Genomic DNA, 14548 nt, shown 5'->3' with positions numbered 1-14548 from the left:
GTCCCATCGAACCCGGCGACCGAAAGTCTGGGCTTACTTGTCGAGCCCGGCTTCCTTGGCAAAGGCCTTCAGCGACTTCAGCCCGAGCGACTGGTACTCGAACGGGTTGCGCACCGCCGAATCCTGCTCCGCCTCGATCACCAGCCAGCCTGAATAGTTGTGTTCTGCGGCGATCTTCAGCACGGGCAGGAAGTCGACCCCGCCTTCGCTATCGCCCGGAACCGTGAAGACACCACGGCGCACGCCTTCGAGGAAGGAGAGGCCTTCGCCCTCGACGACCTTGCGGACGGCGGGCCGCACGTTCTTGCAATGGATGTGGCGGACGCGGTGCATGTATTTCTTCGCGACCTCGGCCGGATCGGAACCGCCGAACCAGGCGTGGCCGGTGTCGAGCAGCAGCTTGGTCGCCGGGCCGGTGTTCTGCATCAAGAGGTCGATTTCCTCGCCGGTCTGGACGATCGTGCCCATGTGGTGGTGGTAGACGAGGTCGATGCCCTGGTCGGCGCAATACTGAGCGATCGCTTCGAGATCGGCGCCGAACTTCTTCCACTGGTCGGCCGGCAGGACCGGCTTGTCGTTGGCGACCGACTTTCCGTCGTCGCCATGGATGGCGTTCGAGGTTTCGCAGACGATCGCCACCTTGCAGCCATTGTGCTTCAGGAGGTCGAGATGCGGCTGGATCGCCTTCTTCTCGGCTTCGACGTCATGGGTGAGCAGGTTGGTTGAGTGCCAGCCGGAAACGAAGACGAGATCATAAGCGCCGAGCTTCTGCTTCAGTGCCTCCGGATCGGACGGCATCTTGTGGCCCTTCTCGATGCCGTCGAAGCCGATCTTCTGGCAATCGGACAGGCAGTCCTCGAGCGTCAAATGCGCGCCGATCGAATGATCGTCGTCGTTGCTCCAGGCGATCGGGTTGGTTCCGTAGCGGATCATGTCTTTCACTTTCTGATGCCATCCGCGCAAAGCGGATATCTTGTGAGCATAAACGGGAAAAGCGCCCGCGCGAAAACGTGGGCGCCGAAAGGGCAATCTTAGCCGAAGCGCTGTGCGGCGAGCGCCTTCTCATAACCCTCGCGCGCCGCGTTGACCTGGGCGCGGCCCGAGACCTCGGGCACTGCGACATCCCACCAGTGGCCGCCGGCCTCGGTCGTGATCAGCGGATCGGTGTCGATGACGATCACGGTCGTGCGCGTCTCGCTCGCGGTCTCCTTGAGCGCTGCTTCGAGCTCGGAGATCGAGCCGACCTTGCGGGTGACGGCGCCCATCGCGCCGGCATGCGCCGCAAAGTCGATCTGCGGTAGTTCGACGTGATGCGTGTCCTTCAGGAGATTGTTGAAGTTGGCGCCGCCGGTGCCCATCTGCAGCCGATTGATGCAGCCGTAGCCGGCATTGTCTAGCAGCACGATGGTGAACTTGGCGCCGAGCATGATCGAAGAGGCGATCTCCGAATTCAGCATCATGTAGCTGCCGTCACCGACCATGACGATCACGTCGCTGTCAGGCTTGGCGAGTTTGACGCCGAGGCCGCCGGCCACTTCGTAGCCCATGGTCGAGAAGCCGTATTCCATGTGGTAGCCGCCGGGCTCTTCCGCCTGCCACAGCTTGTGCAGCTCACCCGGCAGACCACCTGCAGCGCAGACGAGCGTCGTGTTCTTGGCTCCGCGGGCGCGCTGCACGGCGCCGATCACCTGGGCGTCGGAGGGAAGGGCCGCATTGGTCGTGGCCGTTGCCTTGTCGGCAACCGCCAGCCATTCAGCCTTGCCGGACTTGGCCTTGGCGGTCCAGCTCGGATCGGCCTTGTAGCTGCCGAGCCCGCCGGAGATGCGGTTAAGGCCGGCGCGCGCGTCGGCAATCAGCGGCAGTCCGTTGTGCTTGCCGGCGTCGAAAGGCTGGACGTTGAGGCCGATGATCTTCAAGCCTTCGTTCTTGAAGAGCGCCCAGGAGCCGGTCGTGAAGTCCTGCAGGCGCGAGCCTACAGCGAGGACCACGTCGGCATCCTCGGCAAGCGCGTTGGAGGCGGAGGTTCCGGTAACGCCGACCGAGCCCATGTTGAGCGTATGCGAATGCGGCAGCGCCGACTTGCCGGCCTGGGTCTCGACGACCGGGATGCCGTGGCGTTCGGCGAAATCGCCGAGTTCCTTGCTCGCTTCCGAATAAAGCACGCCGCCGCCGGCGATGATGATCGGCTTCTTCGCTGCCTTCAGCGCCGCAATTGCCGTCGCCACTTCATCCAGATCGGGCTCTATGCGGCGCGGCACCCAGACCTTCTCGTCGAAGAAGTTTTCCGGATAGTCATAGGCTTCGGCCTGAACGTCCTGGCAGAGCGACAGCGTCACCGGGCCGCAATCGGCCGGGTCGGTCAGCACCTGCATGGCGCGGCGCAGCGCCGGGATGATCTGCTCGGGGCGGGTGATGCGGTCGAAGTAGCGCGATACCGGGCGGAAGCAGTCGTTCGCCGAGATAGTGCCGTCGCCGAAGCTTTCCACCTGCTGCAGCACCGGATCGGGACGGCGGTTGGCAAAGACGTCGCCCGGCAGGAATAGCACCGGCAGGCGGTTGACATGGGCAAGCGCCGCCGAGGTCACCATGTTGAGCGCGCCGGGGCCGATCGAGGTGGTGCAGGCCATGAAGCGGCGGCGGAAGCTCGCCTTGGCAAAGGCGATCGCGGCATTGGCCATGCCCTGCTCGTTCTGGGCGCGGTAGGTCGGCAGCGTGTCCTTGATCGCATGCAGCGCTTCGCCGACGCCGGCGACGTTGCCGTGACCGAAGATGGCGAAGACGCCGCCGAAGATCGGCACCTTGTTGCCATCGATGACGGTCATCTGGCGGGTCAGGAACTGCGCCACGGCCTGTGCCATGGTCAGGCGCACGGTCTTCTGGCTCATAATCTGTTTCCTCCTCGTGGCGGAATCGTCCCGTTCCACCCTGCTTGCTGCATCGTCCGACGTTTGGCGTCGATCCTATGCCGCCTTTGTTTCACCCAGTTGCAGCCAGAGATCGACCAGGGCCTTGAATTTTCCGGCCATGTCGGCGATCGCCTGGTCGTCGCTCATCGTGCCGCCGAGCCAGGCTCGGCCGGCATCGGCGAATATCGTGCGGCCGACGGCAAAGCCGCGAACCGTCTTCGAGGTGCGAGCGGCGGCAAATCCGTCCTTCAGCTGCTCATAGGGCGCCTCGAGGCCCAAGAGCACCACGCCGCGGCAGAGCGGATCCCGGGCTTCGATGACGGCATCGATCGCTGCCCAGGCGCCGCGGCTTGCCTGCGGCTCGAGCTTCCACCAGTCCGGCTTGAGGCCGGCATCGTAGAGCTCGGTCAGCGCCCGCGGAATGGTCTGGTCGTCGAGCTTGCCATGCTTGCCGGCAATGATCTCGATCAGGATCTCACGGCCAACCTTGCGCGCCGCCTCGAAGGCCGAGCGCAGCTTTGCCACCTGCTGAGCTTTCAGCTCTGCCGGATCATCCGGGTGATAGAAGGAGAGGACCTTGATGCAGTGATCGACCGGCCAGTCGATCAGGCGGCTGCCGAGATCCTGGCTGAATTCGAATTGCAGCGGCCGCGAGCCCGGAAGCTCGATCGGTTTGCCGATCCAGAAATCGCGATGGGCGCCGGCGGCGTAAAGCGCGTCACGGCCGTATTTGTCGTCGATCAGCATGCCGAAGCCGGAGCGGCCGGCCGCGACCTGTGCGGCGGCCTTCACCGCCAGCACCTTGAAGGCCGGAATGCGGTCCAGCAAGGACTGGTCGCCGGCGGCCATGTCTTCGAGTTGGCTGCGGTGGTCGATCGCCAGTGCCATCAGAAGCGGAATGTCGCGGCGGCGGGTGGTCGCCCAGTGAACGTGGTTGATCGCCTCGTCCTTGCGCAGGGCTCGCTCCTTGCTGCCCTTTTCCAGGAAGAATTGCAGTTCCGTCCAGGTCGGGATTTCAGGCGCGCAGAGAAGGCGAGAGACGGCGAAGGCACCACAGGCATTGGCCCAGGTGGCCGACGTCGCGTGCGGTTCGTTTTTCAGCCAGCCGCGCAGAAAGCCGGACATGAAGGCGTCGCCGGCTCCGAGCACGTTATAGACCTCGATCGGGAAGCCCTTACCGACGATGCCGTCTTCGAGGTCGTCGGTGATCGGACCGTCATAAACGATGCAGCCCATCGGCCCGCGCTTCAAGACAATCGTCGCCTTGGACAGCGAACGGATCGTCTTCAGCGCCTGCAAGAGGTCGCTTTCGCCGGACGCAATCAGCACTTCCTCTTCGGTCCCGACGATCAGGTCGCAGTCGGCGAGAACGGTCTTCAGGTGCGCCGAAACGCGATCCGACGCGATGTATCGGCTCTCGCCGGCGTCATGGCCGGCAAGGCCCCAGAGGTTCGGGCGGTAGTCGATGTCGAAGACGACCTTCGCGGCGTTTTCCTTGGCGATGCGGATCGCCTTGCGCTGGGCAGCGTCGGTGTTCGGCTTGGAAAAATGCGTGCCGGAGACAAGCACGGCGCGGGCGGAGCGGATGAATTCTTCCGAAACGTCGTCTTCGCAAAGCGCGTTGTCGGCGCAGTTGTCGCGATAGAAGAGCAGCGGGAAGGTCTTGTCGTTTTCGACCGCGAGGATCGCGAGCGCCGTCAGCCGCTCCGGATCGGTGACAATGCCGCGGGTCTCGACGCCTTCACGGGTAAGCTGCTCGCGGATGAAGCGGCCCATCTGCTCGTCGCCGACGCGGGTCAGAAGTGCTGACTTCAGACCGAGGCGCGCCGTACCGACCGAGATGTTGCACGGGCAGCCGCCGACGGACTTCGCAAAACTCGAAACATCCTCAAGCCGCGTGCCGATCTGCTGGCCGTAGAGATCGACCGAGGCCCGGCCGATGGTGATCAGGTCGAGCGGCTTTGCTCCCTGTGCCGAAACGTTCTGGCTCACTGCTTCCTCCCCGCGGACACCTTGGCGGGCCCGACCATTTCCGTACTGTGGGTGATGGCTGTATGAAACATAAATTCCGACGTTTCGTCAATATGGAATTTTCATTCTATCTGTTCCGTTTCGCCTAATCGCCCTCGGCGAGGCGCTGGCGCTTCTCGGCAATGGCGACCGTCAGGGCCATGGCAAACGCCATGCTGGCTGAAAGCGAACGGAAGCCGGCATGGTCGGCCTCGACCAGTTCGAACCAGACCTTCGAGGATTCCGCGAGCGGCGAGAAGGCCGAGTCCGTCAGCGACACGACCGGCACCTTGCGTTCGGCGAGAAGCCGCGCCTGGGCGGCACTTTCAGACGCATAGGGCGAGAAGCTGACGGCAAAGGCGGCATCGTTCTTCGTCGCCATGGCCAGCATGTCTTCGTCGATGCCAGCGGCGGTGCCGACGAGTTGGTACTTCACCTTCAGCTTGCCGAAGGCATAGGCCATGTAGCTGGAGATCGGATAGGAGCGGCGCTTGGCGATCAGGTAGACCGTGTCGGCTTTGGCGAGGATATCGACGGCGCGCTCAAAGGCTTCCGGAGCGACCGAGGAGGCGATGTTGTCGAGCGAGCGGTGGGCGGCGGCGACGAAGCCGTTGAAGATCGAGCCGCTTTCGAGCTTGCTGTGATCGTTGGCGCTCAGCGCCTTCAGCCGGTCCTCATAGCCGGGCGTGCGCTCGCGTAGCCGGGCGCGAAAAATCTGCTGCAGGCTGGAGAAGCCCTCGAAGCCGAAATGCTGGGCGAAGCGCACCAGAGTCGACGGCTGCACTTCGGCCGAGGTGGCGATGCTGGCGGCTGTGCCGAAGGCGATTTCATCGGGATTGTCGAGCGAATAGGCGGCGACCTGGCGCAGCCGTTTCGGCAGCTCCGCCTTGCGTTCCAGAATGGCGGCCTTCAGCGCCTCGAAATCCTGCGGCACCTCTGTCGTCGTTTCCGGCATGGCCATGTCTCGCTCGTCTCCCTCGATATCAGTCTGGCTTTCGGCCTCACCCTAATCGATTAGTCGGGAACGGGATAGAACAGGCGTTCTATTTTTCCTCCAGCATTTCCAGCAAAAGTGCGCCGCGGTTTTGCGTCCGGGAATGCGCAGCAAAACAGAGAGCATTTCCAGCAAAAGCACGCAGCGGTCTTGTGCCCGCAACGCGCAGCACGGCACCGCTTAGATCTGCACCCATTCGTTGGTCTTGGCCGATTGATAGGTCGCCGAGAGCACCTTCTGCACCTCGTAGCCTTCGCGGAAATCCGTCGAAGGCGCCTTGCCGCCGGCGATGGCATCGAGGAACTCCTTGACCTCGATGGCCTTCAGGTCGTTGAAGCCGATCTGGTGGCCCGGCGCCACGCAGAAGGCGCCATAGGGCGGATGCTCCGGCCCCGCCCAGATGGTGCGGAAGCCGCGGGTGCGGATGTCGTCGCCGGTCTTGTAGAGGCGAATTTCGTTCAACCGCTCCTGGGTGAAGACGATACTGCCCTTCGAGCCGTAGATCTCGAAATCGTGCTGCATCTTGCGGCCCGTTGCGATCCAGCTTGCCTCGAAGCTGCCGGTGGCACCGTTTTCGAAGCGCACGAAGGCGCGGGTGATGTCGTCGACCTCGACGGCGCGGGTTTCACTGGAGCCGGCGGAAACCGGGCGTTCGGGGATCTGGATGATGGTCTCGGCGAGCACCCGGCTGATTGAGCCGACGAGGTGGCGCATGGAGGCGATGATGTGGCTGCCGATATCGGCAAGCGCGCCGCCGCCGCTGGCCGGGTTCAGGCGCCAGCCCCACGGAACCTGCGCATCGGCCATGAAGTCTTCCGCATGAATGCCGCGCATCGAACGGATTTCGCCGATCTCGCCGCTTTCAATGATGTCCTTGGCAAGGAAGATCAGCGGGTTCTTCAGATAGTTGAAGCCGACCTGGGTGACGACGCCGGCCTTTTCCGCCGCTTCGACCATCTCGCGGCATTCGGCAACGGTCGGGGCCAGCGGCTTTTCGCAATAGACGTGCTTGCCATGGGCGATCGCCGCCAGCGCCATCTCCTTGTGCAAGAGGTTCGGCGTGGTGATGTCGATGATGTCGATATCCGGATCGGTCAGGAGTTCCCGCCAGTCGACCGTCGCCTTGCGGAAACCGAGCTGGCCGCGGGCGCGCTCGGCACTTTCGACGGTCACGTCGGCGACGGAAACCAGGTCGAGTTCGAAGGGCAGGTCGAAGACCCGCGCGGCAATGGTGAAGCCGAGCGCATGGGCCTTGCCCATGAAGCCCGTGCCGATCAGGCCGATGCCGAGTTTGCGCTTGCTGCCCATGCCGAATTCCTCCCTGGCGGCGCTGCCGTATTGGCTCGAAATGAAATGAATTGTGCAAGATTTGTCAATATGGAATATTTGTTCGAAATAGGGCGAAGTGCACGCCCTGTGCCGCTCGAAACAGCCAAAACTGTGAACTCCGGCTACCCTCACCTTGACGAAGGGGGAATGTGTTAACGCATTTTTACCATGTTCCGTTGGAACATCTCATTTCGTCATGGTTAACGAATCGCTCCGGAGTGAACCGGGCGGAGCTGGAGTGAAATCAGCATGTGCCGCTGGGCAGCCTATCGCGGTGAGCCGCTGTATCTCGAGGAACTGGTGACCTCTCCGGCGCACTCGCTGATCGAACAGTCCCATTGCGCGACACGGGCCAAGACCGCCACCAACGGCGACGGCTTCGGCATCGCCTGGTATGGCGATCACCCGGAGCCCGGACGCTACCGCGATATCCTGCCCGCCTGGTCCGACTGCAACCTGAAGAGCATTGCGAGGCAGATCCGCTCGCCGCTCTTCCTTGCCCATGTGCGCGCCGCGACCGGCGGTGGCACAAGGCGCGACAATTGTCATCCCTTCGTCTTTGGCCGCTGGTCTTTCATGCACAACGGCCAGATCGGCGACTTCGAGCATCTGCGCCGGCCGATGGAGAGCATGCTCGACAACGACCTCTACTCGGCGCGCACCGGCACGACGGATTCGGAGCTTTTGTTCCTGCTCGCGATGCAGTTCGGCCTCGACCGCGATCCGCTCGGCGCCATCGCCGAGGCGCTGGCCTTCATCGAGCAGCTTGCCGAGCATTTGGAGCGCCAGGTGCTGGTGCGCTTCACCGCCGCTTTCTCCGACGGCCGGGATCTCTACGCCGTGCGCTACGCCTCCGACTGGAAGGCGCCGACGCTCTATGCCGCACCGATGGGCCCGAGCGGCGGCTATTGCCTGGTTTCCGAGCCGCTCAACGACGACGACAGCGCCTGGGTGGAAATCCCCGACGGTACGGCGGTCATCGTCGGCGAGAATGGCGTCGATGTCCGGTTGTTTTCGACCAAGGGTACGCCGGTTCGGTCGCGCCAGCTGGCTTGAGATATCGCATCCACGACTGCAGCACTTGTCGTCGACCCCTCATCAGGTTGCCGCCGCCTTCTCCCCGCAGGCGGAGCGAAGGGACAGGATAGCGCCGTCTTCACTCTACCTCACCGTCGCTGGGTAGGGCACGTCCCCTCGCCCCGCCGGCGGGGTAGGGTTAGTCCTCGGATTTAACCCTAGGAGAGGGGCGATGGTGGATCAGCCCCGATCTTTCCGCGCCAGTTCGTCGGCGATCATGGCCGCAAGCTTCTCCGCCACCGCGTCCTTGTCCATCTCCGGCCAATCATCATTGCCGGTGGCCGAGATCAGTTTCACCTTGTTGCGGTCGCCGCCCATGATGCCCGTTGCCGGTGACACGTCGTTGGCGAGGATGAAGTCGGCGCCCTTGCGTTCGAGCTTGGCGCGGCCGTTGTCGGCGACGTTTTCGGTCTCGGCGGCAAAGCCGATGACGACCTTCGGTCGCCTGGCATGGTGGCCGACCGTCTTCAGGATATCGGGGTTTTCGGCAAGCAGCAGCGGCGGCGGCGCCTCGCCCGGCTTCTTCTTGATCTTGTTGCCGGCGGCCGTCGCCACCCGCCAGTCGGCAACGGCGGCGACCATGACCGCGACATCGGCGGGAAGGGCGGCAAGCACCGCGTCGCGCATCTCTTCGGCCCGTTCCACATGCACGACCTTGACGCCGGCCGGATCCGGGATCGTCACCGGGCCGGAGACCAGCGTCACGTCGGCGCCGAGTTTCGCGAGCGCCGCGGCGATCGCATGGCCTTGTTTGCCCGAGGAGCGGTTTGCGATGTAGCGCACCGGGTCGATCGGCTCATGCGTCGGCCCTGAGGTGACGACGACGCTGCGCCCGGCAAGCGGTTTTGGCGCGCCTAAGAGCAGGTCTTCAACGGCCGCGACGATCGCCAGCGGCTCGCTCATGCGGCCTTCGCCGGCTTCGCCGCTTTCCGCCATCTCGCCCGCTTCCGGGCCGATGAAACGGATGCCGTCCTTCGCAAGCGTCGCCCGGTTGCGGCGGGTCGCCGGATGCGCCCACATCTTCGGGTTCATCGCCGGCGCGACCAGCACAGGGCGGTCCGTTGCCAACAGAATGGTCGAGGCGAGATCGTCCGCATGGCCGTTCGCCATCTTCGCCATCAGGTCGGCGGTCGCGGGTGCCACGACGATCAGATCGCATTCGCGCGCCAGCCGAATGTGGCCGACGTCCTGCTCGTCCTCGCGCGAAAACAGGTCGAGATAGACATGCGAGGCCGAAAGCGCGCCGACGGCAAGCGGCGTCACGAACTGCTGTGCGCCCGCCGTCATGACCGGCCGCACGCTCGCGCCGCGTTCCCTGAGGCGCCGGATGAGATCTAGGCTCTTATAGGCCGCGATGCCGCCGGAGATGATGAGGAGAATACGCTTGCCCGACAGTGTCATTTGCACCCGGCCCTTCGGCCGTCCTCTTGCCCGGCATGGGCTGCCGAGCCTACGCGATACCAGAACATTTGGGACGGCTGGCTTTGCCAGCGTCTCTGGATTGAACCTACTTGAGCGATCCGTCAGGCGCAACGTGTGCCGCTGGCGGACACGCGTTGCGCCCAGCGGATCGAGGAAATGCGGCGGAACAAAAGCCGCGCCGCTTGCGTCAACCGGGGCAGGGGCTGTTGCCGAAGCCTGATAATGCGGTTAATCCGCTCTCAATCCGCGGGGGCTAAGCTTCTTCCATGCGAATAAATGCGATCACAAACTGGGCCTATGGCGTGACCGTCCTTCTGACGGGGCTTTCTGGTGCCGCCTTCATCCTGTCGACCGACAGCGCGATCAAGGAACGCCAGGCGGTTGAGCAACATCTGGTGCTTGATACGCTCGGCGAAGAGCTTGCGCTCGGGGCTGAAACGCGAAGTGACGAGGCACGTCTTTATGTGATGCGCGGCGACGAGCGCCATCTCGAAGCCTTCCACCGCGCCGAGGAAGAAGAACGCCGCCGCGAGGAGGCGACCAAGACCGCGACCAATCTTGGCGCGACGCCGGCGGAGATCGCCGCCTTGCAGGATATCGTTCGCGAGGCGGAAGCGCTCGACAAGGTCGAGGTTGCCGCCATCGATGCCTATCAGAAGGGTGACCGCGCCGGCGCGCAGGAAAAGCTCTTTGGGCCCGAGCACGAGCGTCTGCAGACCGCCCTTCTTGAGACGGTGGCGCGGTTCAGGGACCTGACCAACGTCCGCACCGGCGCGGCCCTCAACGAGGCGCAGGAGCGCAGCGATTGGTATGCGGCCGCCGCCAAGACGATGCTCGGCATCACCGCCGCCCTGTTCCTGAGCGTGCTCTATTTCATCCTCAAGCGCCGCGTCGCCATGCCGCTTACCCGCATGAGCGGTATCGTCACAAGGCTTGCCGAGCAGGATTACGCCGTGGAAGTCCCGCTCGATCGCCGCAGCGACGAGATCGGCGAGATGAACAAGGCGATCCATATCTTCCGCGAAAACGGCCTGGAGCGGGACCGTCTGGACGCGGAGCGGCGGCTGGACCAGCAGACCAAGGATCTCATCCTGCAGATGATGCACCGGCTGCAGGCCTGCCAGAGCCAGGACGAACTGGCCGAGGTCGTCGCCCGTTTCGCGCCGCAGGTCTTTCCCAATCTTGCCGGCCATCTCTATGTGCTGAACGATAGCCGGACGCATTTGACTCGCGTCGGCACCTGGCTCGATCCGCAGCATTCAGCGCCGACGTTTCCGTCCAGCGCTTGCTGGGGGCTTCGCCGCGGCCGGCCGCATGTCAGCAACCGCGGCCACAGCGACATTGCCTGCCAGCACCTCGACGATGAAGGCGTGATCGGCCTCTGCGTGCCGCTGACGGCCCAGGGCGACACGATCGGGCTCCTCTATTTCGAGGAACGGTCTGAGGAGGAGTTCGCGGTCGAGGCGTCGCGCCTCTATCTCGAGCTGATCGCCGAAAACATCGGGCTTGCCGTCGCCAATCTTCAACTGCGCGAAAAGCTCACCAATCTCGCCGTCCGCGACGCACTGACGGGCCTGCTCAACCGGCGCTGCCTCGACGAGGCGCTGAACCGGCAGCCACGCGGGCAGGACGGCAAGCCGCTCAGCTGCCTGATGATCGACATCGACCACTTCAAGCGCTTCAACGACGAGTTCGGCCACGATGCCGGCGACGTCGTGATGCAATATGTCGCCCAGATCATCGTCGACACGGTCGGCGATGCCGGCAGTGCCTACCGCTTCGGCGGCGAGGAATTCACCGTGCTCATGCCCGACGCCGGCGAAGCGGCGGGCTTTGAGCTTGCCGAGCGGCTGAGGACCCGGATCGGTACGACGCCGCTTTCGCATCGCGGCCGCATTCTGGGCACGGTGTCGGTCTCGGTCGGCGTTGCAGCGGCGCCGGACGATGGGCCCGTTGCCACGCTTTTGACCCGGGCCGATGCCGCTCTTCTCGACTCCAAGAACCACGGCCGAAACCGGAGCGTGCGCGCCTCGGGGCTCGCCTTCGGCGACGACGAGGCGCGTCGCAGCCTCGCCTGATCCCCTGGCTTCCGAAACACTGTATCGCATGCCCCGCCTTGAAACGGGCGCATTCGATGCTATCTATGACCGCGATAGAAATTTGAACAGGATACACGCATCAATGGATTTCACCCTGACCGCCAAGCCGAACCGACTTGCCATCAGGGAAAACCGTATCCATGCCTGCTTCGATTTCACTCTTCCAAATTTCGTGGTCCACGCCTGAGGGCCGAAGCCTCCTTTCCGGTCTCGACCTGACCTTTGGTCCTGTCCGCACCGGCCTTGTCGGCCGCAATGGCGTTGGCAAATCCACACTGCTGCGACTGGTCGAGGGCACGCTGACACCGCAGGGCGGCAAGGTCACTGTTGTCGGCAGCCTCGGTATGCTCAGCCAGACCGTTCAGGTCGCGGCCGACGAGACCGTCGCCGATCTCTTCGGCGTCACCGACGCACTTGCGGTTCTGCAGAAAGCGGACGAGGGGCAAGCCTCCGTGGACGAACTGGCTTCCGCCGACTGGACGCTGGAGGCCCGCACGGAGGAAGCGCTGGCGCGCGTCGGTCTGGACGCGTCGGCGGAAACGCGCCTTGCCGCCTTGTCCGGCGGGCAGATGACCCGCGTGAAGCTTGCCGCGCTCGTCTTCAAGGAGCCGGACTTCATCCTGCTTGACGAACCCACCAACAATCTCGACCGCGAGGGGCGGGCGGCCGTCGCTGCGCTGATGGCGGGCTGGCGCGGCGGCGCCATCGTCGTCAGCCATGATCGCGAACTCCTGGAAGAGATGGACGCCATCGTCGAACTGACCACGCTCGGCGCCACCACCTACGGCGGCAACTGGAGCCACTATCGGGAACGCAAGGCGATCGAGCTGGCGTCTGCTCGCCACGATCTCGCCGATGCCGAGCGTCGTCTGGCCGAGGTCGAGCGCAAGACCCAGGAGACGGCCGAACGCAAGGCGCGCAAAGATGCCGCCGGCCGCCGCAAGCGGGCCAGGGGCGACGAACCGCTGCTCCTGCTCGACGCCAGGAAGGAGCGGAGCGAAAAGACCGGCGGCGACAATACCCGCCTTGCGGAACGGCGACGGAACCAGGCGGTCGGCGATCTCGTCGAAGCGCGCGAGCGCATCGAAATCCTGCAGCCGCTGACTGTTCGCCTACCGCCGACCGGACTGCCTGCCGGTCGCAGCGTCCTGCAGGTCGATAACGTCGGCGTCGGCTATGAGCGGGGGAAGCCGGTCGTCGACCGGCTGTCGCTTTCGGTCGTCGGGCCGGAGCGCGTGGCACTCACCGGTCGCAACGGTTCGGGCAAGACGACGCTGTTGTCGCTGCTGACGGGTGATCTCCAGCCATGGTCCGGCACGGTGCGCGTCCTGGTCGATCACGCCATGCTCGACCAGAAGGTAAGCCTGCTCGATCCTCGTCTGTCGATCCGCGACAATTTCCGGCGCCTCAATCCCGAGGCCAGCGAGAACGATTGCCGGGCGGCGCTCGCCCGCTTCATGTTCCGGGCGGACGCGGCGCTGCAGATCGTCTCAAGTCTCAGCGGCGGCCAGATGTTGCGGGCCGGTCTCGCCTGTGTGCTCAGCGGCAGCAAGCCGCCGCAGCTCCTCATCCTCGACGAGCCGACCAACCATCTGGACATCGATTCCATCGAGGCGGTCGAGGCGGGGCTCAGGGCCTATGACGGCGCGCTGCTCGTCGTCAGCCACGACCAGGCCTTCCTGGAGGCGATCGGCATCACCAGGCGGATCGAACTTTCCTGAATGAGGATTACTCCGCCCAGCGCGCATCGCCGGTAAAGGCGATCGTCAGCCAGCGGTCAGGGCCGGGATCACCGATCTCCTCGCCGATCTCGGCGCGGATCCGGTCGAGTTCGGCGAGCGTGCCGACCTTGGTTTCGGGCGTTCCGATCAGATAGACCTCGATCGTCTTGGAGCGCCCGACCTTGGCGACATAGGTGCGGTAATCGGCAAAGCCATGGCGTGTGACGGCGTTCGCCGCTGCTTGCCGCACCCGCTCGTCGAGTTCGGCGGGTGCGACGAGGAAGATCTCCTTCAATGCCTGGAAGACCGCGCGGATCGGCAGCGGGATCAGGCAGAGCGTCAGCACGATCAGGATCGCCGGGTCGACATAGGGCGTGACGTATTCGTAAGCCGTGCCCTTCAGGGCGGCGGCGATCGCAAAGGCGACGAGCAGGGCGGAGGTAATCGCGCCGGACATCGCCCAGGCGCGCACGTCGAGCGCCAGGAACTCCGAGCCGATCGGCCGGTTCGCCCGGCGTACATAGAAGAACATGAAGGCGCAGATCACCACGACGACGGCGGCATAGGCGATCGCCCAGTCGAAGGCGAGGTGATTGCCGCCCGACAGAATGGAGCCCACGGCGTTCACCATCGCGTAGAAGGAAAGCAGGGTCAGAAGGCCGGCATTGAAGAGCAGCACCATCGGTTCAATGTGCCAGAAGCCCATCTGGAAGCGCTTGCTCGGCTTCGGGATCAGCTGCGTCACGCCAAGCGCAAGCAGGGTCATAGAGGCGTCGACGGCCGAGAAGACGCCGTCGAACACGATGGAAACCGAGCCCGATAGCAGACCGAAGATAACGCCCGTCACCCCGACGACCACGGTGGCCGCGATCGATTGTTTGAGGACTGTCTGTTCGCTTGGCGCACTCATGATCTTGTTTTTACTCCAGTTTTGGCGCGGTGCTTAGGCGTTGGCAGTGTCGAAATGGTGGCAAGACGGGTGGATGGCGC

At 64.2% G+C, this 14548-nt stretch carries 10 protein-coding genes; 3 read left to right on the top strand and 7 right to left on the bottom strand.

Annotated elements, in window-relative coordinates; translation table 11 throughout:
• Window positions 1–33 precede the first annotated feature (33 nt).
• The 5 genes from iolE to IB267_RS13590 form a co-directional block, all read right to left on the bottom strand.
• Window positions 34–933: a myo-inosose-2 dehydratase gene (gene iolE, locus IB267_RS13610; RefSeq protein WP_192448058.1), complete on the bottom strand. Its 900-nt coding sequence runs from the start codon at window positions 931–933 to the stop codon at window positions 34–36.
• Window positions 934–1031: 98 nt separating this feature from the next.
• A complete protein-coding gene (gene iolD / locus IB267_RS13605; RefSeq protein WP_192448057.1) occupies window positions 1032–2885 on the bottom strand; it encodes a 3D-(3,5/4)-trihydroxycyclohexane-1,2-dione acylhydrolase (decyclizing) in 1854 nt (617 codons plus the stop codon).
• A gap of 75 nt (window positions 2886–2960) precedes the next feature.
• A complete protein-coding gene (gene iolC / locus IB267_RS13600) occupies window positions 2961–4898 on the bottom strand; it encodes a 5-dehydro-2-deoxygluconokinase (protein ID WP_192448056.1) in 1938 nt (645 codons plus the stop codon).
• A 124-nt stretch (window positions 4899–5022) separates the two neighbouring features.
• The gene (locus tag IB267_RS13595; protein WP_192448055.1) at window positions 5023–5877 is read right to left on the bottom strand and encodes a MurR/RpiR family transcriptional regulator; all 855 of its coding nucleotides are present in this window, start codon (window positions 5875–5877) and stop codon (window positions 5023–5025) included.
• 213 nt (window positions 5878–6090) lie between these two features.
• Complete coding sequence (locus tag IB267_RS13590) at window positions 6091–7218, bottom strand: Gfo/Idh/MocA family protein (RefSeq protein WP_192448054.1); 1128 nt, start codon at window positions 7216–7218, stop codon at window positions 6091–6093.
• 270 nt (window positions 7219–7488) lie between these two features.
• On the opposite strand from IB267_RS13590, the gene IB267_RS13585 reads away from it, so the two are divergent.
• Window positions 7489–8295 (top strand): class II glutamine amidotransferase, encoded by an 807-nt coding sequence (locus IB267_RS13585; protein ID WP_192448053.1) that lies wholly within the window; start codon window positions 7489–7491, stop codon window positions 8293–8295.
• 201 nt (window positions 8296–8496) lie between these two features.
• Here IB267_RS13585 and coaBC read toward each other — a convergent pair whose 3' ends face one another.
• Window positions 8497–9717: a bifunctional phosphopantothenoylcysteine decarboxylase/phosphopantothenate--cysteine ligase CoaBC gene (gene coaBC, locus IB267_RS13580; RefSeq protein ID WP_192448324.1), complete on the bottom strand. Its 1221-nt coding sequence runs from the start codon at window positions 9715–9717 to the stop codon at window positions 8497–8499.
• Window positions 9718–10004: 287 nt separating this feature from the next.
• Between coaBC and IB267_RS13575 the strand changes: the two genes are divergently transcribed.
• Window positions 10005–11816 carry a diguanylate cyclase gene (locus tag IB267_RS13575; RefSeq protein WP_192448052.1) on the top strand — a complete coding sequence of 604 codons (1812 nt, stop codon included), beginning with the start codon at window positions 10005–10007 and terminating at the stop codon, window positions 11814–11816.
• Window positions 11817–11977: 161 nt separating this feature from the next.
• Complete coding sequence (locus tag IB267_RS13570) at window positions 11978–13558, top strand: ABC-F family ATP-binding cassette domain-containing protein (RefSeq protein ID WP_192448051.1); 1581 nt, start codon at window positions 11978–11980, stop codon at window positions 13556–13558.
• Window positions 13559–13565: 7 nt separating this feature from the next.
• Here the strand turns inward: IB267_RS13570 and IB267_RS13565 are convergent, their stop codons facing one another.
• Window positions 13566–14468, bottom strand: coding sequence for a cation diffusion facilitator family transporter (locus IB267_RS13565; protein WP_192448050.1), 903 nt, complete (start codon window positions 14466–14468; stop codon window positions 13566–13568).
• Window positions 14469–14548 lie beyond the last annotated feature (80 nt).

It is taken from the genome of Ensifer sp. ENS09 (assembly GCF_014852425.1).
Lineage (GTDB): Bacteria > Pseudomonadota > Alphaproteobacteria > Rhizobiales > Rhizobiaceae > Ensifer.
The sequence above is the reverse complement of the archived record's forward strand: the minus strand, read 5'-3'. Positions and strand labels throughout refer to the sequence as shown.

Excerpts from the sequence above, each read along its gene's own strand:
- iolE (WP_192448058.1), bottom strand. The coding sequence starts at position 933 with ATGATCCGCTACGGAACCAACCCGATCGCCTGGAGCAACGACGACGAT.
- iolD (WP_192448057.1), bottom strand. The coding sequence starts at position 2,885 with ATGAGCCAGAAGACCGTGCGCCTGACCATGGCACAGGCCGTGGCGCAG.
- IB267_RS13595 (WP_192448055.1), bottom strand. The coding sequence starts at position 5,877 with ATGGCCATGCCGGAAACGACGACAGAGGTGCCGCAGGATTTCGAGGCG.
- IB267_RS13590 (WP_192448054.1), bottom strand. The coding sequence starts at position 7,218 with ATGGGCAGCAAGCGCAAACTCGGCATCGGCCTGATCGGCACGGGCTTC.
- IB267_RS13585 (WP_192448053.1), top strand. The coding sequence starts at position 7,489 with ATGTGCCGCTGGGCAGCCTATCGCGGTGAGCCGCTGTATCTCGAGGAA.
- coaBC (WP_192448324.1), bottom strand. The coding sequence starts at position 9,717 with ATGACACTGTCGGGCAAGCGTATTCTCCTCATCATCTCCGGCGGCATC.
- IB267_RS13575 (WP_192448052.1), top strand. The coding sequence starts at position 10,005 with ATGCGAATAAATGCGATCACAAACTGGGCCTATGGCGTGACCGTCCTT.
- IB267_RS13570 (WP_192448051.1), top strand. The coding sequence starts at position 11,978 with ATGCCTGCTTCGATTTCACTCTTCCAAATTTCGTGGTCCACGCCTGAG.
- IB267_RS13565 (WP_192448050.1), bottom strand. The coding sequence starts at position 14,468 with ATGAGTGCGCCAAGCGAACAGACAGTCCTCAAACAATCGATCGCGGCC.